Origin of the sequence: Streptomyces johnsoniae, assembly GCF_031845565.1 — a bacterium.
GTDB classification, from domain to species: domain Bacteria; phylum Actinomycetota; class Actinomycetes; order Streptomycetales; family Streptomycetaceae; genus Streptomyces; species Streptomyces johnsoniae.
This window is the reverse complement of record NZ_JAVREV010000003.1, coordinates 1-22728: the sequence shown is the minus strand read 5'-3', so window position 1 is coordinate 22728 and position 22728 is coordinate 1. Positions and strand designations below refer to the sequence as shown.

The window sequence follows — 22728 nt, the reverse complement described above, 5'->3', positions numbered from 1 at the left end:
TCAACGTTTCGTTGAAATGGCCGCTTCGATCCTCGGGTGACCGGGGCGGGACGTCAAGGGCCGCCCGGTAGGCTGCCCCATGACCGCCCGAAAGGAACGCGACGTGCCACCGTCCGACGTGCGCAAGCCCGCAGCCAACGGCGGCGGGGTCCAGTCCCTTGAGCGCGCTTTCGCGCTGCTGGAGCACATGGCCGACGCCGGCGGCGAGACGGGGCTGAGCGAGCTGGCCACCAGCAGCGGGCTGCCGTTGCCGACCATCCACCGGCTGATGCGCACCCTGGTCGCCTGCGGGTACGTCCGCCAGCAGCCCAATCGCCGTTACGCGCTCGGCCCGCGCCTGATCCGGCTCGGCGAGAGCGCGGCCAGACCGCTGGCGACGTGGGCGCGCCCGCACCTGGCCCGGCTGGTGGAGGCGACCGGCGAGACGGCCAACATGGCGCTGCTCGACGGCGACGACGTGGTGTATGTGGCGCAGGTGCCCTCGCGGCACTCGATGCGCATGTTCACCGAGGTGGGCCGCCGGGTCCTGCCGCACTCCACCGGCGTCGGCAAGGCGCTGCTCGCCGGTCTGCCGGACGTGGACGTCCGCGCCCTGCTGCGCCGCACGGGGATGCCGGCGGCGACGGAGCGGACGATCACGACGCCCGACGCGTTCCTCGACGCGCTGCGGACCGTGCGGGAGAACGGCTACGCGGTCGACGACAGCGAGCAGGAGATAGGCGTCCGCTGCATCGCCGTCCTGGTGCCCGAATCCCCCACGGCCGCGGCGATCTCGGTCTCGGGACCGGCCGGGCGGGTGACGGACCAGGCGACGGAGAAGATGGTTCCGCTGCTCAGGGAGGTCGCGCACGACCTCTCGCTCGCCCTGGCCGGCGCCGGCCGGGAGAACGGATAGCCGCATGACCACCTCCCCCGTCGCCGGGCTGCTGCTGGCCGCCGGGGGCGGCCTGCGGCTCGGCGGGCGCCCGAAGGCGCTGCTGACGTACCGCGGGCGGCTGTTCGTGGACCTGGCGGCCGAGGCGTTGCGCGCCGCGGGCTGCGCGCCGGTGCACGTGGTGCTGGGCGCCGCGGCGCCCGAGGTGCGCACGCGGGCGGCGCTGACGGGGTGTGCGGTGGTGGAGAACCCGGACTGGCCGACGGGCATGGGGTCTTCGCTGCGCGCGGGTCTCGCTTCCCTGCCGGCCGCCGCGGGAGCCGCGCTGGTGGCGCTGGTGGACCAGCCCCGGATCGGGGCGGCCGCGATGCGCAGGGTGGCGGGCGCCTACCGGTCGCCCGCGGGTCTTGCCGCCGCGGCGTACGGCGGGCGGCGCGGGCACCCGGTGCTCATCGGTGCCCAGCACTTCGCGGGCGTGTGCGCCGGGGCACGGGGTGATGTGGGCGCGCGCGGGTACTTGCGGGGGCGGGAGGTTGCGCTGGTCGAGTGCGGGGACGTCGCCGCGCCGGACGATGTCGACGAGCCGGGCGATCTCGTTGATCTTCCAACATGAGGAAACTAATATCCGTTTCCAACCCCGTTGAAGGAGTGACCGCACATGTCAGCCGTCACCGTCGCCGCCCCCCGCACCCTGCCCCGGCAGGAGGAGGTCCTCACCGAAGACGCGCTCGGCTTCCTGGCCGAGCTGCACCGGCGGTTCACCCCGCGCCGCGACGAGCTGCTGCTGCTGCGGGCACGGCGCCGCAAGGAGATCGCCGGCACGCACCGGCTGGACTTCCTGCCCGCGACGGCGCACGTGCGAGAGGGCGACTGGCAGGTGGCCGAGGCGCCCCCCGCGCTCCAGGACCGCCGGGTGGAGATCACCGGCCCGACCGACCGCAAGATGACGGTGAACGCGCTCAACTCGGGGGCGCGGATCTGGCTCGCCGACTTCGAGGACGCCTCCTCCCCCACCTGGGAGAACGTGATCGGCGGCCAGCTGAACCTGAACGACGCCTTCCACCGCCGCATCGACTTCACCGACGAGCGCGGCAAGCACTACGCGCTGGGTCCTGACGCCGAGCTGGCGACGGTGGTGACCCGCCCGCGCGGCTGGCATCTCGACGAGCGGCATCTGAGCGTGTCGGGGCGGGCCGTTCCCGGCGCGCTGGTCGACTTCGGCCTGTACTTCTTCCACAACGCCGAGCGGCTGATCGAGCTGGGCAAGGGACCGTACTTCTACCTGCCCAAGCTGGAGTCGCACCTGGAGGCGCGGCTGTGGAACGACGTGTTCGTCTTCGCGCAGCAGGCCCTCGGCATCCCGCAGGGCACGATCCGCGCCACGGTGCTGATCGAGACGATCACGGCGGCCTTCGAGATGGAGGAGATCCTGTACGAGCTGCGCGACCACGCCTCCGGGCTCAACGCGGGCCGCTGGGACTACCTGTTCTCGATCGTGAAGAACTTCAGGGACGCGGGCGAGACGTTCGTGCTGCCCGACCGCAACGCCGTGACGATGACCGCGCCGTTCATGCGTTCCTACACGGAGCTGCTGGTGCGCACCTGCCACCGGCGCGGCGCGCACGCCATCGGCGGGATGGCCGCGTTCATCCCGTCCCGGGACGCGGACGCCAACGCGCTGGCCTTCCAGCGGGTGCGCGCGGACAAGGACCGCGAGGCGGGCGACGGCTTCGACGGCTCCTGGGTGGCGCACCCCGGGCTCGTGCCGGTGGCCAGGGAGTCCTTCGACGCGGTGCTCGGGGACCGGCCGCACCAGAAGGACCGGCTGCGCGAGGACGTGGCGGTCACCGCGGACGACCTGCTGGCGGTCGGCTCGCTCGATGCGCGTCCGACCTGCGAGGGGCTGCGCAACGCCGTGCAGGTCGGCACCCGTTACCTCCAGTCGTGGCTGGCGGGCCGCGGCGCGGTCGCGGTGTTCGGCCTGATGGAGGACGTCGCGACCGCGGAGATCTCCCGCTCGCAGATCTGGCAGTGGATCAACGCCGAGGTGGTGCTCGCGGACACCGGGGACCGCGCCACGCGGGACAACGTCCGGCAGGTCGCGGCGGACCAGCTCCTCGCGATCCGCGACGAGCTGGGCGAGGACGCGTTCGTCGCCGGCGGCTGGCAGCGGGCGTTCGACCTGCTGATGCGCCTGTCCCTGGAAGAGGAGTACGTCGACTTCCTCACCCTGCCCGCCTACGACATGCTCGACTGACCGGGGCGGGGCGGCGCCCTCAGGAGGTGACCGTCACCGGGTGTCTGACCACCGCGCCGAACAGGTAGCCCTGCTCGTTGAACTCCGCGCGCTCCGGCTGGGTGTTGCCGTGCTCGTCCGTGGCACGGGCCAGCAGCTCGGCCGGGCCCGCGGCGGACGGGGTCCAGTCGGCCGACCAGCGCACCCAGGAGCCGCGGCGCGGGCGGTCGTGCAGGCGCGCGGGTTGCCACCGCGCGCCGTCGTCCATGCTGACCTCGACCCGGCGCACGCGCCCGGCGCCCGACCAGGAGCGGCCGGTGAGCCGGTGCGTCCTGCCCACCGGGAACGCGGCGGGAAAGGGCAGCTCGAAGGCGCTCTTGAGGGTCTGCCGGGTGAGCGGTGCGCTGCCCTCCTCGGGGTAAGAGGGGCCGAAGAGGCGGTAGAGGCCGGTGTTCCACGGCGAGTACAGCGGCTCGGCGGACACCTCGATGTCGCCGACCCACTTCACCGAGGCGATGCCCACCCAGGACGGCACCAGCACGCGCACCGGGCTGCCGTGGTCGGGCGGCAGCGGCTCCCCGTTCATCTCGTACGCCAGCAGCACGTCGTCCAGCGCCTTGGCCAGCGGCAGCGGGCGGCGCACGCGCCCGAGATTCACGCCGCCGGAGACGTAGTCGGCGTCCAGGCCGCGCGGCTGGACGTCGACGGCGTGCGGGCCGAGCCCGGCCAGGCGCAGCACCTCGGCCAGCCGGACCCCGCGCCAGCGGGCGACGCCGATGGCGCCGAGCGACCAGGCGGTGCCGGAGACCGTCTCGCCCTGCTGCGAGGTGTAGAAACCGCGGCCGTTGCCGGCGCACTCCACGAACGCGTCGCTCGTGGCCGCCGGCAGGGCCCGCAGCTCGTCGAGCCCGAACTCCCGTGGCCCGCCGCGCAGTCCGTCGCCCCACACGGTCAGCCGCCAGGCATCGGGGTCGATGGCGGGAGTGACGGTGTGGTTGCGCACGAAGAACAGGTCGTTCGGCGTGTGGAAGCCGGTGTCGCGCAGCGCGGACCACCGGGTCTCCGCGTTCGTGCCGTGCACGACGAAGCGGTCCGCGGGCAGCGGTTTGACGATTCCCGCGGCGGGCGCCGCCGCGGCGGCGCGCGCCGCGGGCGCGGCGGCGAGGACGCCCGCGGCCGCGAGGAGTCGGAGCAGGTCACGGCGGCCGAGCCCGTCGGCACGCGCCGTTCCGGTGAGCCACTGACGCAGCCTGCGGCGGTCGTAGGCCCTCTCGTCGACAGTCATGCCCTGATTCTGGCTCGTCGGGCAGACCGACGCCCAAGCTTCCATCGAACCGGCCGAGACGCGCCAGCGTGGCAGGCACGAGGACTTGGGGGAAGAGCTTGCTCCGCGCCCGCCGCCCGGCGGCGGTCGGGGCCGGCGGACGGGGCGATGTCACGCAGGGGCGCCGAGCGGCGGGTGCTGGAGCACGCGGGGCTTGTACTCGACCAGCTGGATGCGGCCGTCGAAGGTGCGGTGCTCGATCATCTCGAGGGCGACGTCCGGATAGCCGTCGTAGATGCGTTCTGCGCCCGTGGCCCCGGTGATCACCGGGAACATCACGACCCGGAAGCGGTCGACGAGTCCGGCCCGCAGCAGGGACCGGCACAGGCTCAGGCTGCCGATCGTGCTGAGGAGCCCGGAGCCACTCGACTTCATGGCGCGGACCGCCTCGACGGCGTCGTCGCGGACGAGCGTGGAGTTGGCCCACGTCAGTGGCTCCTGGAGTGAGGAGGAGAACACCACCTTGGACGCTCGCGTGAGCTCGTCCACGGACGCCTCTTCTTCGGGCCTGAACTCGTCCTGGCCATTGGGGACCTCGCCGGCGGCGAAGCCCGACATCTGGCGGTAGGTGTTCGCTCCCATCAGGTGGGTGGTCTCGGGCTGCTCGCCGAGCCATGCGAGGTACTCCGGCCCTTCGAGGCCCCAGAACCCGGGCCATCCCTCTCCCGATGCGTGGCCGTCGAGGGAGGTGATGAAGTCGACGAGAAGCTCCGACATGGCGCTGTCCTTTCCTGGGGTGTCACGAGCTTTGACCGGCCGGGAGCCACGAACTCATCGGCCGCGCCGTGGGACAACGAGGAAACCCGCGACGCCGCAGCCGGTCGTCTCGTCCGAGGCGTGCGAGGCAGCGTGGCAAGCGCAGCTGGTCGAAGAGACGTCGAGACGCGATCAGGGCCGCGGACGCGGCAACGGCCTGGATGACCGAGCGCGACTTCTGTCTTCTCTTCACTCGGCGATAGCGTTTCTCCTTCACCACGGCCTCGGCGATGGCCCGGAGCGCAGGTAACCCGCCCCGGGGCGATCCCCGCCGTGCGTGAACGGTCAGGCCGCGCGGGTGGTCAGGCGGCGGGCCTGGGTACGGGCCGTGCGGGCGATGGCCTCCTCGTCCGCGGTGAGCAGCCGGCCGTTCTCGACCACGGGGACGCCGTTCACCAGGGAGAGCGTCACCGGCGCCGGAGGGCCGAGCACGAGGGCGGCGACCGGGTCCTCGATGGTGGAGTGGCCCAGGCCGTCCACCTTCCACAGCACCATGTCGGCGAGCATGCCCGGTTCGAGTGAGCCGATCTCGTCCTGCCGGCCGAGGACTTCCGCGCCGCCGCGGGTGCCGAGGCGCAGCGCCGCGCGGGTGGTGAGGGCCTGTTCGCGGTGCGGGCCGAGGCGGTTGACCAGCAGGGCGTTGCGCAGTTCGGTGTGCAGCTCCCCGGCCTCGTTGGACGCGGTGCCGTCCACGCCGAGGCCGACCGGGACGCCGGCGGCGAGCAGGTCGGGAACGCGGGCGATACCGGCCGCCAGGCGGGCGTTGGAGGAGGGGCAGTGGGCGACGCCGGTGCCGGTGCGGGCGAACGCGTCGACGTCGTCGTCGGTCATGTGGACGCAGTGCGCCATCCATACATCGGACCCGAGCCAGCCGACGGAGTCGAAGTACGCCGTCGGGCCCATGCCGAACTGCTGGTGGCAGAACTTCTCCTCCTCCACCGTCTCCGAGCCGTGGGTGTGCAGCCGCACGCCGAGCCGCCGGGCGAGCGCGGCGGATTCGCGCATCAGCTCGGTGGTGACGGAGAACGGCGAGCAGGGCGCGACGGCGATGCGCAGCATGGCGCCGGGCGCGGGGTCGTGGTGCTCGCGCACGGCCGCCTCCGTGGCGCGCAGCGCCTCCTCGGTGCTCTCGACCGCGAAGTCCGGGGGCAGCCCGCCGTCCGAGGCCCCGAGGTCCATGGAGCCGCGGGCCGCGGTGAACCGCAGCCCCATCTCGCGGGCGGCGCGGATCTCGGCGCCGAGCAGGTCCCCCGCGCCGCGGGGGAAGATGTAGTGGTGGTCCATGGCGGTGGTGACGCCACCGCGGGCCATCATGGCCAGCGAGGCGCGGGCGGCGGCGTGCACCATGGGCTCGTCGAGGCGGGCCCAGACCGGGTAGAGGGCGGACAGCCAGTCGAAGAGGTTCGCGTTCTGGGCGAGGCCCCTGGTCAGCCACTGGTAGAAGTGGTGGTGCGCGTTGACCAGGCCGGGGGTGGCCAGGTGGCCGGCGGCGTCGATGCGGCGGGACACGTCGGGCAGCCCCGCGGGAGCGGGGCCGGGGCCGACGGCCTCGATGCGGTTGCCCGCGATGACGAGGTGCCCGTCGGCGTACTCCGTCTCCTCCGCATCAACGGTCGCGATAGCGCAGTTCTCGATCAGGATTCGCGGTGAGGCTGTCACGAAATGGCCTCCTGGGGTCAGGTGTTGGTCAGGTCGACGGGAATCCGGGCCTCCGCGCCCTCGCGCAGCACGGTCGCTTCGATCAGGCCGTAGGGGCGGTCGGCGGCGATGTAGACCGCACCGTCGGGCCCCTCATTCCTCATGCCGAATGGTTCGAGATCGACCAGGAAATGATGCTTGTTCGGCAGCGAAAGGCGAATCTCGTCAATACCGGGCAGGTTGTCGATCACTGCGGACCCCATGGCGAACAGCGTCTGCTGGAGCGAACGCGAGTACGTCCCCGCGAAGGCCGCCAGCAGGTGCCCGCGGGCCACCGCGTGGGAGCCGTCCCAGTCCGCCGGCTCCGCCGCGTGCCGCCACACCGCGGTCACGTCCGTGGCCAGCACACGGTCACCGGTCTCCGGCAGCGTCGTGAACCGGTCCTTCAGGTAGCCGCGGAACTCCGAGTCCGTCGTGTTCAGCAGCGTGACCCCGGTCAGCCCGCTGAGCGTCTCGCACTCCCCGCCGTCGCACGTGACCTGCGCCGTCCGGGTCCCGTTCCCCGCGCGGACGAACGAGTGCGCCTTCTCCCCCGTCGTCGGCACCCGCTCCCACGCGTACTCCTCGACGCGGACGCGGGCGCGGCGGATGGCGGGCCCGGATGCGACGAAGTGGCGCGCGAGCAGCGCCCCGAACGCCTCGGGCGAGGCGATGCCGTGCTCCCTGGCGAACGCGTAGACCGTGTTCTTCATGGTGTCGGTGGGCAGCACGGCCGCGTTGGACCCGGCGAGGTGTACCTCCGCGAGGTCGCCGGAGAGCGCGACCGACACGTTCAGATCGCGCAGCCGGTGCACCGCGCCCTCGCGCGTGACGCGCAGGACGCGCGTCTCCGCCTTGCCGTACTGGTTCTGGCCGAGCGTGGGCGGCATGGGCGGGTCAGCTCCCTCGGTAGACGGAGTAGCCGAACGGGCTGAGCAGCAGCGGCACGTGGAAGTGCTCGCCCGGCGCCACCGCGAAGGTGGTGGTGACCTCGGGGAAGAACGGCGGCTCCGCGCCCGCCCCGGCCGCTCCCTGCGCGATGCCGAAGGTCAGCCTGGCCAGCGTGGCGCCGCCCGGCAGCGGCGGCAGCCCGGCGCAGCGGCCGTCCGCGTCGGTGCGGGCGGCGGCGTGCTCCACCCAGCCGTCGCCGTGGCCCGCGGCGCAGGACAGGGTGACCCGGAGCCCGGCGGCGGGCCGCCCGGCCGCGGTGTCGAGTACGTGCGTGGAAACGGTCGCGGCGGCTTCGGCCAGCCGGGTCAGGCGCAGGCGGTTGATTTTCGCCAGCTCCGCGCGCACGACCTCCCGTTCCGCCTCGGGCGTGTTGCCGAGCCGGGCGCGCAGCGCGTCCCGCATCCGCTCCCCCGGCAGTCCGGTGGCACAGATCAGGAAGACGTGGCCGAACCGTTCCTGGTAGACCAGGTTGAGCCGGCGCATCTCCGCCTTCAGCTCCTCGGGGGCGTCGGCCATGCCCCGCTGCTCGCGCGCGGATGCCGCGTCGCCCGCCTCGGGGCGGCCGATCCGCGGGTGGGCGGCGAGCGCCTCGGCGAGCCCCGCGTCGGTGAGGGCGCCCGCGGCGGCATCCGCGGCCGCCAGCAGGGCCTCGGTGTCACGGAAGGGGCGCGCGGCGGCGACGGCCGCGCCCCAGGCGCTCGCGGCGCACACGCGGCGCAGAGCCGCGCGCAGCGCGGGCTCCGCCGCGCTGTTGATCCAGTCGAGACCGGGCGTCGGACTCAGCGTCATGACCGACAGCTAAGTCGCAGCACCCGCACACGTCAACAGTTTGTTGAACGGTTGAGGTAGTTGTACACGGTGAACCGGCTGACGCCCAGGGCCGCCGCCACCGTCTCCACCCCGTGCCGCAGGGCGAACGCGCCACGCGTCTCCAGGCGGCGCACCACCTGCTGTTTCGTCCTGCGGTCCAGCTCGGCCAGCGGCCTGCCGTGCTGCCGCGCCAGCTCGCCGAGGATGTGATCCAGGGACTCCGACAGCAGCGGGAGCCGCACCGCGGCGACCGGACCGCCCGCCCACGACAGCACCACGTCGTCGTCGCGCGCCTGCTCGGGGGCCAGCAACTCGCCGCCGATGGCGTCGACCAGCGGGGTGACGGCGGCTATGAACTCGGCGCGCGCGGCGCCCTCGGCGCCGCTCATGCGCCTTCCTCCCCCGGCAGGGCGTTCACCTGGAGGGATATCCGGGTGGCACCCGCGGCGAGCGCCCGGCGCAGCAGCGTGTCCACGACCGCCACCACTTCCTCGGCCCGACCCTCCACCGTGTTGCCGAAGGGTCCCACGTCCACCGAGTCGAGCGGGGCCGCCACCACGACCTCGCGGGCCGCCACGGCGTGTGCGGGCGGCTCCTCCAGGTCGAACGGCTCGGTCGTGAACTCAAGTCTCAGTCGCACGGGGCCCAACCTAACGCGCACCCGCGCCCACGCCCCCGGCCGCCGCCGGGAGGCGTACGCCCTACCTGGTCGCCGGCCGGCCGCGCTGGACCGGCTGATGCGGCACGCCGAACAGCTCGATGGCCTGGCGCAGCTGGTGCACCCCGGCCGCGAGCGCGCTGACCGAACCGGCCGCGGCCGCGATCAGCAGCAGCGCCTGGCCCAGGGCCGCGGTGTCGGGCACCCCGGTGGCCAGCACGCCGTCGAGCGCGACGAGCTCGCGCTCGGCGATCTCGCGGTCCGCGAGCGTCGCCGGATAGTTGCGCAGATCCCTGCGCAGCCGGTCCACCGCGGAACGCAAGGTCAGCAGTCGGGGGTCCATCCCGCTGAGCGGGACGCTCCGCACCCCGTGGGCGGTTTCAGCTTCTCCTGCCGCCACTCGGCCCTCCCCTGCCGTCTTGTATGACGCCGGCCGTGTCCGCCGGTGCACGCCCCGTGCGTGCGGGGCGGCCCGCGGACCGAACAAGGAAAGTAAATATCACTGTCCGCGCACCACGCCACACGGAGGGCGAGACGAGCTGTCACATTCCGGCGAACAAATGCGGTGAAGATAGCGGAACGCGAGAAGGCGACCACCGGGTGGCACGTTCAGGTGTTCGCCGGTGGGAGTGTGGGAATCTCGTCGAGAAGTTCCTTCCCTGGAGCGCCAGATGACGAAAAGCGTGTCGGTGCGGTGCCCTTCCTGCCGACGGGAGCACCGCTATCTTCCCCCGCAGTACCCGTGCGCCTGCGGGGCCCCGGTGACCGTCTCCCTGCCGCCGACGAGTTCACCCGTATCGGTGCGCCACCGTTCCTGGGCCGATGCCTGGACGGAGGTGGCCTGCCAGGTCTGCGGGCGCAACGGGCAGTGGCCGCAGGCCGAGTTCGAGTGTCCCTGCGGGGTGACGGTGCGGCTCGGGCCCGGCGACGCGCGGACGCGGCCGGCGGCGGCGGAGGGCGGCGAGCGCCCGCCGTTCCGGCCGCTCACGATCAGGACCGGGCACGACGCGGTGGCCTGCGCGGCGCAGTTCCTGCGCTGGCTCGGCTTCCCCGGCGTGCGCACGGCCGTGCCGAGGCCGCCGTCCGGCGTGGACCTGCACGGCCCCTCGGTGGTCGGCCTGGTCAACGCGGCCACCGAGCCCACCGGCGCCGAGGACGTGGAGACCATCTGGCTGCACGCGCTGGTGGAGCCCGCCGTCGCGGTCGCGTTCTCGCTGGCCGGGTACGACCGCGGGGCGCGCGCCCGGGCGGACGAGCTGCGCCTGCCGCTGTTCGTCCTGGATCTGACGGGCACGCCGCAGCCGGTGAACGAGGCCGCCGACGTACTGATGCGCCGGGGTGCGGAGGAGGCGTGAGCCCACGGCCGGCGCGCCCCTCGTCGGCGCCGTCGCGTGCCGTCGCGTGCCGTCAGCGGGTGGCCGGTGCCCCGATCCGTCCCGGACCACCGTCCGGGGCGCGGTGGATCGGGACGGTGGTGCCGGTCAGCGGCACGCCGGAGCCGCCGCGGCGAACGGCGACGATCTCGGCGGCGATGGCGAGCGCCGTCTCCCGCGGGGTACTGGCCCCCAGATCGAGGCCGATCGGCGAGCGCAGCCTGGCCAGTTCGCGCGCGGTGAGACCGGCCTCGCGCAGCCGCGCCAGGCGGTCGGCGTGGGTGCGCCGGGAGCCCATGGCGCCGATGTAGGCCACGGGCAGCCGCAGCGCGCGGGTCAGCAGCGGCACGTCGAACCTGGCGTCGTGGGTCAGGACGCAGACCGCGGCGCGGCCGTCCAGGACCTGCGTGTCCAGGTAGCGGTGCGGCCAGTCCACGATCACCTCGTCCGCGCCGGGGAACCGTTCCGGCGTCGCGAACACCGGCCTCGCGTCGCACACGGTGACCCGGTATCCGAGGAACGCGCCGGCCTCGGCCAGGGCCGCGGCGAAGTCGACGGCGCCGAAGACCAGCAGCCGCGGCGGCGGCACGTTCGCCTCCACGAGCAGCCTCACCCGCGCCCCGTCAGCGTCCGCGAGCCCGACCGTTCCGGTGCGCCCCGCGTGCAGCAGCGCGGCGGCCTCGGCCGCGGCGGCGCGGTCGAGCGCGGCGCCGCCGTTGAGCGTTCCGGTGTGCGTGCCGTCCGGCGCGGCCAGCAGCGCGCCGCCGCCCAGCAGTTCGGCGGGCCCCGCGACGACGCGGGCCAGCGCCGCGGCGCCGCCGCCGGCCGCGGCCTCGCACGCGGCGGCGACGATCCGGCGGGCGGGGGCCGCGGCCGGGAACGGGGTGACCAGCACCTCGACGCTGCCGCCGCAGGTCAGGCCGACGGCGAACGCGTCGGCGTCCTGGTAGCCGAAGCGCTGGGTACGGCTGACGCCGGTGTCGAGCGCCTCCCGGCACAACTCGTAGACGGCGCCCTCCACACAGCCGCCTGAGACGCTGCCGACGGCCAGGCCCCCGGCGTCCACGGCCATGGCGGCGCCGGGCGGGCGGGGCGCGCTGCCGTGCACGGCGGTGACGGTGGCCACGGCGAAGTCACGCCCGTCGCGGCACCAGGCGGCGAGTTCCGCCGCGATGTCCAGCATGGCGGCCTCCCGGTCAGCCGGCCCGGGACCCGTCCGGCGCCGTCAGGTGCTCGGGCCTGACCGGGACGCGGTGCAGGGCGCGTCCGGTGGCCCGGCGGATGGCGGCGACGATGGCGGGTGTGGCGGACAGGGTGGGGGCCTCGCCCACGCCGCGCAGGCCGTAGGGGGCGTGCTCGTCGGCGAGTTCGAGCACGTCCACCGGCATGTCGGGGGTGTCGAGGACGGTGGGGATCAGGTAGTCGGTGAACGAGGGGTTGCGGACGCGGCCGTCGTCCCCGACGACGATCTCCTCAAGCACCGCGAGGCCGAGCCCCTGGACGGCCCCGCCGTGGATCTGGCCGACGACGGCCTGCGGGTTGACGGCCTTGCCGACGTCCTGGGCGGCGGCCAGCTCCACGACCTTCACCAGGCCGAGTTCGGTGTCCACCTCCACGACCGCGCGGTGGGCGCAGAACGAGTACTGCACGTGCCCGGAGCCCTGCCCCGTCACGCGGTCGAAGGGCTGCGTGGGACGGTGCCGGAACTCCAGCTCCACGTCGATCGCCTCGCCGCCCAGGACGTCGGCCAGCGCGGCCAGCACCTCGCCGTCGCGGCCCACGACCTTGCCGCCGGCCAGCCGTTCGGCGCGGGTGTCGAGCAGCCCGCGTTCGCGGCCCAGGCGCAGCACCTCGGCGCGGACCGCTTCGCAGGTGTTCTTGACGGCGCCGCCGGTCATGTAGGTCTGCCGGGAGGCCGAGGTGGACCCGGCCGAGCCGACGCGGGTGTCCGCGGGCAGCAGGGCGACGCGGGTGACGCCCAGCTCGGTGCGGGCGATCTGGGCGTGCACGGTGACACCGCCCTGGCCGACCTCCGCCATCGCGGTGTGCACGGTGGCGACGGGCTCGCCGCCGGTGACCTCCAGGCGGACGCGGGCGGTGGAGTAGTCGTCGAACCCCTCGGAGAAGCCGACGTTCTTGATGCCGACCGCGTAGCCGACGCCGCGGACCACACCCTCGCCGTGCGTGGTGTTGGACAGGCCGCCCGGGAGGGCGCGGACGTCCGGGCCGTCCGGCGTCTCCCACTGCCGGGCGGGCGGCAGCGGCCGGGCCCTGACCAGGCGCAGCAGTTCGGCGACGGGCGCGGGCGCGTCGACGACCTGGCCGGTGGGCATGGTGGAGCCCTGACTCATGGCGTTGCGCTGCCGCAGCTCGACGGGGTCCATGCCGAGGGCGGCGGCCAGCTTGTCCATCTGCGCCTCGTAGGCGAAGCACGCCTGGACCGCGCCGAAGCCGCGCATGGCGCCGCACGGCGGGTTGTTGGTGTAGAGGGCGATGGCCTCGACGTCGGAGTGCGGCACCTCGTACGGGCCGAGGCCGAGGGAGGCCGCGTTGCCGACGACGGCGGGGGACGAGGAGGCGTAGGCGCCGCCGTCCAGCACGATGCGGGCCTTGACGTGCGTGAGCTTTCCGTCCCTGGTCGCGCCGTGCTCGTACGTCAGCCGGGCGGGGTGGCGGTGTACGTGGCCGAAGAACGACTCGTAACGGTTGTAGACCATCTTGACCGGGCGGCCGGTACGCAGGGCCAGCAGGCAGGCGTGCGCCTGCATCGACAGGTCCTCGCGGGCGCCGAACGCGCCGCCCACCCCGGCGAGGGTGAGCCGCACCCGCTCCGGGGGCAGGCCGAGTACCGGGGCGAGCTGGCGGTGGTCGACGTGCAGCCACTGGGTGGCGATGTGCAGGTCGATGCCGCCGTCCTCGGCGGGGACGGCAAGACCCGATTCGGGGCCCAGGAACGCCTGGTCCTGCATGCCGACTTCGTAAGTGCCGGAGACGACGACGTCGGCGCCGGCCACGGCCCGCGCGACGTCGCCGCGGACGACGGGCTGGCGGTGGACGATGTTGGGGTGCGGGACGTGGGCGGCGTGGTGGTCGGTGCGCCCCGGGTGCAGCACGGGCGCGTCCCTTGCGGTGGCGCTCGCCTCGTCGTGGACGGCCGGCAGCTCCTCCCAGGAGACGCGGATGCGGGCGGCGGCCCGGCGGGCGGTCTCCGGGTGGTCTGCGGCGACGAGGGCGACGGGTTCGCCCTCGTGGCGCACGACGTCGCGGGCCAGCACCGGCTGGTCGGTGAACTCCAGGCCGTAGTGCGTGGCGGCGGGCAGGTCCTCGTGGGTGAGGACGGCGTGCACGCCGGGCAAGGACAGGGCGGCGGAGACGTCGAGACCGGTGATCCTGGCGTGCGGGTGCGGGCTGCGGAGGGTGTGGCCCCAGAGCATGTCCTCGTGCCACAGGTCGGAGGAGTAGGCGAACGCGCCGGTCACCTTCAGCACGGCGTCGGGGCGTTCGGCACTGGCGCCGACGCCGCCGGGCGCGGCGGTGTCCTGCCGGAGCGCGTCGGGGGCGGGGGTGACACCCATGGTCACGCGCCCCCTTCCGCGGCCTTGTGATCCGTGCCAGCCCGGTCCGTGCCAGCCCGGTCCGTGCCGGACCGCTCGGCGGCGGTGCGCTCGGCGGCCAGGCGGACGGCGCCGAGGATGCTCTCGTAGCCGGTGCAGCGGCAGAGGTTCCCCGAAAGGGCCTCGCGGATGTCGGCGTCCGCCGGGCGGGGGTCGCGGGCCAGCAGTTCGTCGGTGGCCATCAGCAGGCCGGGGGTGCAGAAGCCGCACTGGACGGCGCCCGCGTCGATGAACGCCCGCTGCACCGGGGCCAGGCGCGCGTCCGCCTCGGCAAGGCCCTCGACGGTCGTGACCTCGGCGCCCTCGGCGGAGCCGGCCGCCACGAGGCAGGCGCAGACCAGGTCCCCGTCGAGGCGGATCGTGCACGAGCCGCACTCGCCCTGCTCGCAGGCGTTCTTGGCGCCGGGCAGGCCGAGCCGTTCGCGCAGCACGTATAGCAGGCTCTCGCCCGGCCAGACGTCGTCGGCCGTCCGGGGGCGGCCGTTGACGGTGAGGTTCACGCGCACGAGGCGTCTCCTTCCCGTCCCGTTCGGGACGTGTGGGCCGTCCAGGTCCAGTGCAGGGTGCGGCGGGCGAGCACCTTGATGGCGTGCCGGCGGTAGGCGGCGCTGCCGCGTACGTCGTCGAGCGGGGCGCAGGCCGCGGCGGCCAGTTCGGCGAAGCGGCGCGCGGCGGCCGGCGGTACGGGACGGCCGTGCTCCCAGTGGCCGCCCTCGTCCAGCACGCCGGTGAGGAAGTCCTCCGCCTCGCGGGCCCGCAGCGGGGTGGGGGCCGCGGAGCCGATGCCGGTGCGGACGGTGCGGGCGTGCGGGTGCAGCGCGATGGCGAACGCGCAGACCGCGATGACCATGGCGTTGCGGGTGCCGACCTTGGCGAACTCCTGCGGCCCGCGCGCCGCGTCGACGTGCACGGCGCGGATCAGCTCGTCGGGGGCGAGCGCGTTGCGCTTGGGTCCGGTGAAGAAGTCCTCGACCGGGATCATGCGGGTGCCGCGCACCGAGGCCGCCTCGACGCGCGCACCCGCGGCCAGCAGCGCGGGGTGGGCGTCGCCCGCGGGGGACGCGGTGCCGAGGTTGCCGCCGACGCTGCCGCGGTTGCGGATCTGCGGGGAGCCGACGGTGTGCGCGGCGCGCGCGAGCCCCGGCAGCCGGGCGCGGAGCGGACCGACGAGGTCGCGGAACGGGACGCTCGCGCCCAGCCGCACGCCGTCGGGCGACGTCTCCCACTCGTACAGTTCGCGGATGCGGCCGAGGTCGAGGAGCCGCTCCGGTCGACGGCGGTCGAAGTTCAGCTCGACCATCAGGTCGGTGCCGCCGGCCAGGGGCACGGCGTCGGGGTGCGCCGCCTTCGCGGCCAGCGCCTCCGGCCAGCCTGCCGGGCGTAGGAAGTCCATCGGGATGCACACTCCAGGGTCGAACGGTGCGCGCGGGGGGTTCGTCCAGTACAGCGGCGCCCGGCCGCGGCGGGTAGTCACGGAAGGGCCGAAAGCGCCGGGCGGCTCCCGCGCCCGCTCTTGTAGATTCGTACGAGGACCGGGCCGCGGCAACCCGCGGGCCCCCGGCCGGCCATACGCGCGACACGGGCGGAGGGGCATGCGACTGCGCACACTGCTCGACACCGACGCGCTGGGGCTGCGGCTGCTGAGCGGCGGCGGGCCCGAGCTGGAGCGGCAGGTGCGCGGCGTGATGACGACCGACCTGCGCGATCCGAGCCGCTATCTGCACGGCGGGGAGCTGGTCCTGACCGGCCTCGCGTGGTGGCGCGGCCCGCGGGACTCCGAGCCGTTCGTGCGCATCCTCGCCGAGGCGGGGGTGGCGGGCCTCGCCGCGGGCGAGGCGGAGTTCGGCCGCGTGCCGGACGATCTGACAGCCGCCTGTGCGCTGCACCGGCTGCCGCTGTTCGCGGTGGCCGAGGAGGTCGGCTTCGCGGACATCACCGAGCACGTGGTGCGGCAGGTGTCCGGCGAACGGGCCGGGGACCTGGCCGCCGTCGTCGACCGGCACCGGCGGCTGATGTCGGCCGGGCCCGCGGGCGGCGGGCCGCGGGCCGTGCTCGACCTGCTCGCCGCCGATCTGGACCTGCGCGCCTGGGTGCTGTCCGCCACCGGCCGCCGGATCGCCGCCGCACGGGAAGGGCCGCTGCCGGAGGGGCTCGGCCCGCGGCTGGCCGCGCATCGGCTGGCCGCCGCCGCGGGCGGGCGTCCAGGACCCTGCCGGGTCGTGCTCGACGGGGTGGCGCACACCCTGTTCCCCCTCGGCGGCGACAGCGACAGCGACAGCAGCGGCGACGTGCGGCGCACGCTGCTGTCCGACTGGCTGCTCGCGGTACGCGCCGACGCGCGCGACTGGCCGCCGCAGCGCCTCGACCTGCTGAACGGCGTGGCCCGGCTCATCGCGGCGGAGCGCGACCGCAGGGACGCCGCCCGTTCCGTGCCGCGCCGGCTGGCGCAGGAGGTGCTCGCGCTGCTCGGCGCCGGGGCGCCGCCCGCCGAGATCGGCGCCCGGCTGCGGGTGGTCGCGCCGGTGCTCGTGCCGGGACCGGCCGGCGCCAGGTGGCAGGTGGTGGTGGCCCGGGTGGAGTGGCCGGACGCACCGTTCGACGCGGGCCCTCCTGCGCGCGCCGCGCTGGAGGAGCTGCTGGCACCGGCCGCCGAGGCCGCGGTGGCGCACGAGGGCGGCGAGGCGGTGGCGTTCGTCCCGCTCGCCGAGGGCGACGACGGGGAGCCGGTGGCCGCGGAAACGGTGCTCGGCCCGGTGCGGGAGGTCCTGGCCCGCGGGCTGCGGCCGGGCGGGCGGCTGACGCTCGGGGTGAGCGCCGCGGTGCCGTCCGCCGAGGGGCTGCGCGGCGCGGTGGCGGAGGCGCGGCACGCGCGCCGGGTCGCGGCGGCCCGGCGGGAGACGGTGTCGGGGGCGGGCCACGACGAGCTGGCCTCACACGTGCTGCTGCTGCCGTTCGTGCCCGACGACGTGCGGCTGGCGTTCACCGCCGGGCTGCTCGATCCGCTGCGGGACTACGACCGCAGGCACCGCTCCGGTCTCGTCGCCACGCTGGAGGCGTTCCTGGCGGCCGACGGCTCCTGGACGCGCTGCGCCGCCCGGCTGCACCTGCACGTGAACACGCTGCGGTACCGCATCGGCCGCATCGAGCAGTTGACGGGGCGTGACCTGACGAAGCTGGAGGACAAGGTGGACTTCTTCCTCGCGCTGCGGATGGACCTCACGCGAAGCTCAGCTCGTTCAGCGGCGAACGTGCCGGGGTCCGCAGGCGGGCGAGGAACAGGGTGAGGGCCGCGCCCGCCACCGCCCAGGCGGCGAGCACCAGCAGCGGGCCGAGGACCGCCTGCCCGTCGAAGTAGGCGATCGACCGGGCGGTCCAGGTGCCCGCGCCGGGTATCAGCACCGGGCCGATCGCCTGCCAGAACGGCGGCAGCAGCGGGTAGGGATACGCCCCGCCCGCGCTCGGGTTGCCCAGGACGACGACCACCAGGATCGCCACGCCGATGCCCATGATGCCGAACAGTCCCTGGAGCGCCAGGGTGAACGCCCCGGTCGCGAAGACCACCAGCGCGCCGAGCCCCGCCAGTGCCGCCACGCGGCCCGGCAGCGCGTCCAGCACGGGCCCGGCCAGCACCGCGCCGCCCAGGCCCGCGGCCACGGCGTAGCCCGCGAGAACCGCGAGCCGCCGTATCGCGCGCCTGACGGTGGCGGGGCGGGCGCCCGCGCTGATCGCGAGAGCCGCCGCGCACAGATAACCGCCCACGCACCAGCCGATGACCAGGTAGAACGCGGAGAGGCCGCGGCTGTCCCCGTCCGCGGCGGGCGCCACGTCCACCACCTCCACGGTGCGGTCCTGTTCCCGCCCCGCCTCGGTGACCACCTCCGTCACCGCCTGCGCGAGCGACGTGCCCGCGCCGGAGGCCACGTACAGCAGGTCCGCGGCGCCCGCGTCGTTCACGATCAGCGCGCCGTCGAGGTCGCGCCGTGCCACGCGGTCCCGCGCTTCGTCGGCGTCCTCCGCCTCCCGCGTGGCGTCCAGCGGACGGCCGGGCAGGCCGTCCAGGCGCTCCACCATCTCCGCGCGCACCTCCTCGGACGCGACGACGGCGACGGGGACGCGGTCGGGTTCCGGGTCGTGCAGGGCGCCGAGGTAGGAGGTGATGAAGGCGAGGTGCAGCAGCAGCACGCCGAACACCAGCAGCGCGGCCCGCGGGGTCACCGCGCCGCGCGCCTCTCCGCGGCTGTCGCCAATGCCGTATCCGGCTATCCGGTCCATACCTGGCATCGTCCGCACCCGGCCCGCCGTCCGCACCCGCGGCAAGTCCGTTCGGCTGACGGTGGGGAACTTGTGAACTGGTTCACGCAGCCCTCTTGGCCAGGCGATGTTCCCCGTGCTGAGATGCATTCACATCTGTCGACGATCATCGGTCGACGATCAACGGCTCGACGACGCGCTGGGGAGGGCGATGTGACGGAGACCGCCGTACCACATCCGGTTCGGACCGCGGGCGGGGATACGCCCTGGGGCCGGGGTCCGGGAAGGCTGGGGGGTGCCCCGACGGGCACCGCGGTGTGGCGGCTGCGGTCCCGGGGCTGTTGGGACGACGCCGCGGCACTGCTCGACGCGCTGGCGCGCAGCGAGCCGCCCGCGGCCCTGCTGCGCGCCGAACTGCTGGTGGAGCGCTGCATGTTCACCTCCGAGGGGTGGGGCCAGGCCGAGGAGGCACTGCGCGCCGCTGAGTCCCTCTCGCTCGACGACGAGGAACGGGGCGCCGCCGCCTGCGAACGGGGCTACCTCGCCTACGCGGCCACGCTGCTGCGGGTGCGCGACCGGGCGGACGAGGCGCGCGCCGCACTGGGCCGGGCCGCCGCGCTGCTGGCCCCCGACTCCCCCGGCCGCCCGCTGCTGGACTTCAGGCGCGGGCTGATGGCCCAGCACATCGGCGGCAACCCGCAGGCCGCGGAGGCGGCCTACCGGCGGGCGCACAATGCGGCGCTGGCCGGTGGCGACGCGCTGCTCGGCTCGTACACCTGGCGCCACCTCGCGGCCCTCGCGCTGGACGCGGGCGAGGTGTCGGAGGCGCGGCACGGCTTCGCGGAGTCGCTGCGGATGCGCGAGGAGACCGGCTTCCTCATCGGCATCGCCCCGGCCCTGGTGGCGCTCGCCGACGCCATGACCGAGCCGGAGGCGGGGCGCCTGATGGCCGAGGCGGGGCGGCTGTACCGGCTGCTCGGCGGGGTTCCCCGCTGGCTGGCCGACCGTCTGCCCGGCACGCCCTGACCGGCGGCGTCCGGTGGCGGCCCGGCGGCGGGCCGCCACCGGACGCCGTTCTCACAGCCCGGTCAGGTGCTCACGGGCCAGCCGCTCCGCGGTGACCAGGTCCCCGGCGCGCAGCGCGTCGAGCAGCGCGGTGTGCTCCAGCGCGTCGGCCAGCAGCTCGGCCGTGCCGGGCAGCGGCCGGTGCAGCACGGGGCACTGGGCCTTGCGGTGCAGGTCCTCGGCGACGGCCACCAGGTGGCGGTTGCCCGTCAGGCGCAGCAGTTCGCGGTGGAAGCCGCGGTCGGCCTCGGCATACGCGGCCCGGTCGCCGACCGTGGCCGCGGTCACGGTGGCCTCGGCCAGCGGGCGCAGCTCCTCCCACCGCTCGGGCGGCAGGCTGCGGGCCAGGCGCAGCACCGCGGGCACTTCGAGCGAGGCGCGCACCTCGGCCAGCTCCGCGAAGTCCCGCGGGCTGTGCCCGGCGACACGGAAGCCGCGGTTGGGCAGCGTCTCCACGATGCCCTCGCCGGCCAGCCGCTGCATCGCCTCGCGCACCGGCGTCGCCGAGACGCCGTAGCGCTCGGCGAGCGCGGGGGCCGAGTACGTCTCGCCAGGGGCGAGTTCACCGCTGGCCAGCGCGTCGCGCAGGGCGGCGAGCACCTGGGCACGCACCGAGTGCCGTTCGGGCAGGGAACGGGGCCTGACGGGCAGGGGCGGGCGCTCCGGCACCGGAGCGGCTCGCACGGCGGTCGCGGCCACCGATATGGCCGACTCCGTTCGGGTGGGCTCCATCTGTCCGCTCCGTCCCCTCCTGCCCCCGAATCAACACGGTTCCAGCACCCTAGGCGGAGTTGACGCCCCGGCAAACCCCTAACCTTGATCGGGTAAGGTAAGGCTTACCTGCCCGAGATCAAGAGGTTCGGTGGCTCCATGACCCTGTCCGCCCTCGCCGGCACCAGCCCGCTCGCATCCGCATTCTCCCGGGTCGGCGACGTGCTGCCGTCGCTGCGGATCACCGAGGAGGCGCCGCGCGACGGCGACGGCTGGGTCTCGGGCGGCGATCTCGCGGCCGGCGGCGAGGCCCTTGAGGCGTTCCTGGGCAGGGACGACGCGCGCATCCTCGCGGACTACGGCCGGCGGGCCAGGCCCGACGTCGTCGCCGCCTTCTCGCTGCACCGCTACGCCTGGCCCGCCGCCGTGCTGTTCACCGTGCCGTGGTTCCTGCTGCGCCGGGTGCCGTGGCTCGCGCCGCGGGACGTGTCCTTCCACCGGGACGAGGGGCGGCTCACCGCGCGGGCCACCGCGTTCAGCTGCCTGCCCGACGATCCGGCGGCCGACCTGCCGCAGGCGCGGGTCGTTCCGGACGAGGAGGCGCTGCGCGCCGCCGTGCGGCAGGCCGCCGCCGACCATCTCGGCCCGGTGCTGGCCGCGTTCGGCCCCCGCATGCGGCGCGGGCCGCGGGCGCTGTGGGGCGCGGCGACCGACGAGCTGGTCGAGTCGCTGTGGTACCTCGGGCACCTGCTGGGCGAGGAGGGACGCGCCGTCGCCGAGGCGGGCGAGCTGCTGCCCGGCGCCACCGCGCCGTTCACGCGCGGGGCCGCGTTCCGCGACCTCGCCGGGCCGGACGGCGGGCCGCTGCGGACGCGGGACCGGGCCAGCTGCTGCATGTTCTACACGCTGCGCCCAGAAAGCACGTGCGTCACCTGTCCGCGGACGTGCGATGCCGAACGAGTGAGCAGGCTGGCCGCGAGCCGATAACAGATTCGAACGTCAGGCGCCAACTCTCCCAGGATTACCACCCGTTGGTGTGATTCGGGCCGAATTGGCGCCCGTACGGGCTCGGGTAGCATCAGGATGCTCGCGGAGGGTCATCACCAAATCACCACACCCGCCCGCGCTTTCCGCACACCCACACAGGGGGCACCCCATGGCATTGACGGACATAGAGCTGAGCTGGGTGCTGCCCGCCGCCGTGCTGCTGGCCGGGGTGGTCGTGGCGGTGGCCCTGCTGACGCGCGGCAAGAAAGGCACGCAGGACGGCGTTGAGGGCGACTCCTGGGAGCGGCTCGAAGCGGCCAGGCGGCGCCGCGAGCGCGCGTACGCGTCCGCCTCCTACACGCTGCTGTTCTGCTGCGCGGGCGTGGCCGCGGCCCTCTCCTTCCAGGGACTGGTCGGCTTCGGCCGGGAAAATCTGAACCTGTCGGGCGGCTGGGAGTACCTGGTGCCCTTCGGCCTCGACGGCGCGGCGATGTTCTGCGCGGTGATCGCGGTGCGCGAGGCAAGCCACGGCGACTCCTCGATGGGCTCGCGGATGCTGGTGTGGCTGTTCGCGGGCGCGGCCGCCTGGTTCAACTGGGTGCACGCGCCGCGCGGCGCCGCGCACGCGGGCGCCCCGCACTTCTTCGCGGGCATGTCGCTGTCGGCCGCCGTGCTCTTCGACCGGGCGCTGAAGCAGACCCGCAGGGCGGCGCTGCGCGAGCAGGGCCTGGTGCCGCGCCCGATGCCGCAGATCCGCTTCGTGCGGTGGATGCGCGCCCCGCGCGAGACGTACGCGGCCTGGTCGCTGATGCTCCTGGAAAACGTGCGCACCCTGGACGAGGCCGTCGAAGAGGTGCGCGAGGAGCGCAGGACCAAGGCGGAGAAGCAGGCCACGCGCCGCGAACAGCGGAAGCTGGAGCGGGCCAGGCTCAAGGCGCTCGGCCGGCAGCGGCAGATGCTCCCCGCGGCGGCGGAGCCGCAGGTCGAGGTCGCCGTCACCCAGGAGCCGGCCGCCCTGGAGGCCGCCGGGCAGCGGCGCGCGCTCCACTCCTCGCGGGACACGGACGAGACGCTGGACGCGACGTCCATCTCACAGGCCAGCCCCCGGCTGGACTCCCTGGAGGAGAAGCTGGCCAGGATCGAGCGGCAGTTCGGCTGAGCGCAGCCCTAGGCCCTGTCCTGCCGATCTTGCCGGGCCCACGACTCCCCCAGACTCCGTCCGGGAGGTACCCCCAGCTACGGCACTCCCCCAGCCTGGCGGCTGGGAGGTGCCCCCACGCTGCGTTACCGAATCGCGCGAATACGGCCAAGTATGAGCTGCGATCCGGTGCCGATGGGGGCACCTCCCAGGCCCCCAAGGGCCTGGGGGAGCACCGCATCTGGGGGCACCTCCCTGGGGGCACCTCCCAGACGAAGTCTGGGGGAGGAGCCTGGGGGAGCC

Annotated in this window: 22 protein-coding genes; 8 read left to right on the top strand and 14 right to left on the bottom strand. The window is 74.7% G+C overall.

Annotated features, from left to right (window positions below; genetic code table 11):
- Window positions 1-79: 79 nt before the first annotated feature.
- From RM779_RS06070 to aceB, 3 genes are read left to right on the top strand one after another with little or no spacing between them, the layout of a single operon-like run.
- Entirely contained in the window at window positions 80-895 is an 816-nt protein-coding gene (locus tag RM779_RS06070; RefSeq protein WP_311616593.1) for an IclR family transcriptional regulator, read from the top strand.
- A gap of 4 nt (window positions 896-899) precedes the next feature.
- Window positions 900-1487 carry a nucleotidyltransferase family protein gene (locus RM779_RS06065; RefSeq protein WP_311616590.1) on the top strand — a complete coding sequence of 196 codons (588 nt, stop codon included), beginning with the start codon at window positions 900-902 and terminating at the stop codon, window positions 1485-1487.
- A 45-nt stretch (window positions 1488-1532) separates the two neighbouring features.
- Complete coding sequence (gene aceB, locus RM779_RS06060; protein WP_311616588.1) at window positions 1533-3131, top strand: malate synthase A; 1599 nt, start codon at window positions 1533-1535, stop codon at window positions 3129-3131.
- Between the two features lie 19 nt (window positions 3132-3150).
- On the opposite strand, the gene RM779_RS06055 is transcribed toward aceB, so the two are convergent.
- From RM779_RS06055 to RM779_RS06020, 8 genes are all read right to left on the bottom strand, one after another.
- Window positions 3151-4395 (bottom strand): sulfite oxidase, encoded by a 1245-nt coding sequence (locus RM779_RS06055; protein WP_311616586.1) that lies wholly within the window; start codon window positions 4393-4395, stop codon window positions 3151-3153.
- Window positions 4396-4545: 150 nt separating this feature from the next.
- Window positions 4546-5151, bottom strand: coding sequence for a dihydrofolate reductase family protein (locus RM779_RS06050; protein WP_311616584.1), 606 nt, complete (start codon window positions 5149-5151; stop codon window positions 4546-4548).
- A gap of 324 nt (window positions 5152-5475) precedes the next feature.
- The gene (locus RM779_RS06045) at window positions 5476-6849 is read right to left on the bottom strand and encodes an 8-oxoguanine deaminase (protein ID WP_311616582.1); all 1374 of its coding nucleotides are present in this window, start codon (window positions 6847-6849) and stop codon (window positions 5476-5478) included.
- A gap of 17 nt (window positions 6850-6866) precedes the next feature.
- Window positions 6867-7757, bottom strand: a complete 891-nt coding sequence (gene pucL, locus RM779_RS06040) for a factor-independent urate hydroxylase (RefSeq protein WP_311616580.1) — start codon at window positions 7755-7757, stop codon at window positions 6867-6869.
- Window positions 7758-7764: 7 nt separating this feature from the next.
- Window positions 7765-8607, bottom strand: coding sequence for a 2-oxo-4-hydroxy-4-carboxy-5-ureidoimidazoline decarboxylase (gene uraD, locus RM779_RS06035; RefSeq protein WP_311616578.1), 843 nt, complete (start codon window positions 8605-8607; stop codon window positions 7765-7767).
- Between the two features lie 32 nt (window positions 8608-8639).
- Window positions 8640-9017, bottom strand: a complete 378-nt coding sequence (locus RM779_RS06030; RefSeq protein ID WP_311616576.1) for a helix-turn-helix domain-containing protein — start codon at window positions 9015-9017, stop codon at window positions 8640-8642.
- Window positions 9014-9268 (bottom strand): hypothetical protein, encoded by a 255-nt coding sequence (locus RM779_RS06025; protein WP_311616574.1) that lies wholly within the window; start codon window positions 9266-9268, stop codon window positions 9014-9016. The genes RM779_RS06030 and RM779_RS06025 overlap by 4 nt, the downstream gene beginning before the upstream one ends.
- A 61-nt stretch (window positions 9269-9329) precedes the next feature.
- A complete protein-coding gene (locus tag RM779_RS06020; protein WP_077058320.1) occupies window positions 9330-9629 on the bottom strand; it encodes a DUF5955 family protein in 300 nt (99 codons plus the stop codon).
- A gap of 328 nt (window positions 9630-9957) precedes the next feature.
- Between RM779_RS06020 and RM779_RS06015 the strand changes: the two genes are divergently transcribed.
- Entirely contained in the window at window positions 9958-10641 is a 684-nt protein-coding gene (locus tag RM779_RS06015; RefSeq protein WP_311616571.1) for a hypothetical protein, read from the top strand.
- Window positions 10642-10693: 52 nt separating this feature from the next.
- On the opposite strand, the gene RM779_RS06010 is transcribed toward RM779_RS06015, so the two are convergent.
- Genes RM779_RS06010 through RM779_RS05995 form a run of 4 tightly spaced genes read right to left on the bottom strand, consistent with a single transcriptional unit; the run spans window position 10694 to window position 15666 of the window.
- Complete coding sequence (locus RM779_RS06010) at window positions 10694-11842, bottom strand: XdhC family protein (RefSeq protein WP_311616569.1); 1149 nt, start codon at window positions 11840-11842, stop codon at window positions 10694-10696.
- 13 nt (window positions 11843-11855) lie between these two features.
- Entirely contained in the window at window positions 11856-14234 is a 2379-nt protein-coding gene (gene pucD / locus RM779_RS06005; protein ID WP_311616567.1) for a xanthine dehydrogenase subunit D, read from the bottom strand.
- A 2-nt stretch (window positions 14235-14236) separates the two neighbouring features.
- Entirely contained in the window at window positions 14237-14779 is a 543-nt protein-coding gene (locus RM779_RS06000) for a (2Fe-2S)-binding protein (RefSeq protein WP_311616565.1), read from the bottom strand.
- On the bottom strand, window positions 14770-15666 hold the full coding sequence (locus tag RM779_RS05995) for an FAD binding domain-containing protein (RefSeq protein WP_311616563.1): 897 nt from the start codon (window positions 15664-15666) through the stop codon (window positions 14770-14772). Before RM779_RS05995 ends, RM779_RS06000 begins: the two co-directional genes overlap by 10 nt.
- Before the next feature lie 199 nt (window positions 15667-15865).
- Between RM779_RS05995 and RM779_RS05990 the strand changes: the two genes are divergently transcribed.
- Window positions 15866-17557, top strand: a complete 1692-nt coding sequence (locus RM779_RS05990) for a PucR family transcriptional regulator (protein WP_311616561.1) — start codon at window positions 15866-15868, stop codon at window positions 17555-17557.
- Here RM779_RS05990 and RM779_RS05985 read toward each other — a convergent pair.
- Window positions 17490-18545 carry a YhgE/Pip domain-containing protein gene (locus RM779_RS05985; protein WP_311616559.1) on the bottom strand — a complete coding sequence of 352 codons (1056 nt, stop codon included), beginning with the start codon at window positions 18543-18545 and terminating at the stop codon, window positions 17490-17492. The two genes, RM779_RS05990 and RM779_RS05985, sit on opposite strands and share 68 nt — an antisense overlap.
- Before the next feature lie 123 nt (window positions 18546-18668).
- On the opposite strand from RM779_RS05985, the gene RM779_RS05980 reads away from it, so the two are divergent.
- On the top strand, window positions 18669-19550 hold the full coding sequence (locus RM779_RS05980; RefSeq protein WP_394813232.1) for a hypothetical protein: 882 nt from the start codon (window positions 18669-18671) through the stop codon (window positions 19548-19550).
- A 51-nt stretch (window positions 19551-19601) separates the two neighbouring features.
- Here RM779_RS05980 and RM779_RS05975 read toward each other — a convergent pair whose 3' ends face one another.
- Window positions 19602-20321, bottom strand: a complete 720-nt coding sequence (locus tag RM779_RS05975; RefSeq protein WP_311616557.1) for a GntR family transcriptional regulator — start codon at window positions 20319-20321, stop codon at window positions 19602-19604.
- A 138-nt stretch (window positions 20322-20459) separates the two neighbouring features.
- Here RM779_RS05975 and RM779_RS05970 point away from each other — a divergent pair, with 138 nt between their 5' ends.
- The gene (locus RM779_RS05970; protein WP_311616555.1) at window positions 20460-21287 is read left to right on the top strand and encodes a (2Fe-2S)-binding protein; all 828 of its coding nucleotides are present in this window, start codon (window positions 20460-20462) and stop codon (window positions 21285-21287) included.
- A gap of 169 nt (window positions 21288-21456) precedes the next feature.
- Window positions 21457-22446 carry a DUF2637 domain-containing protein gene (locus RM779_RS05965; protein ID WP_311616553.1) on the top strand — a complete coding sequence of 330 codons (990 nt, stop codon included), beginning with the start codon at window positions 21457-21459 and terminating at the stop codon, window positions 22444-22446.
- The last annotated feature ends 282 nt before the right edge of the window (window positions 22447-22728 follow it).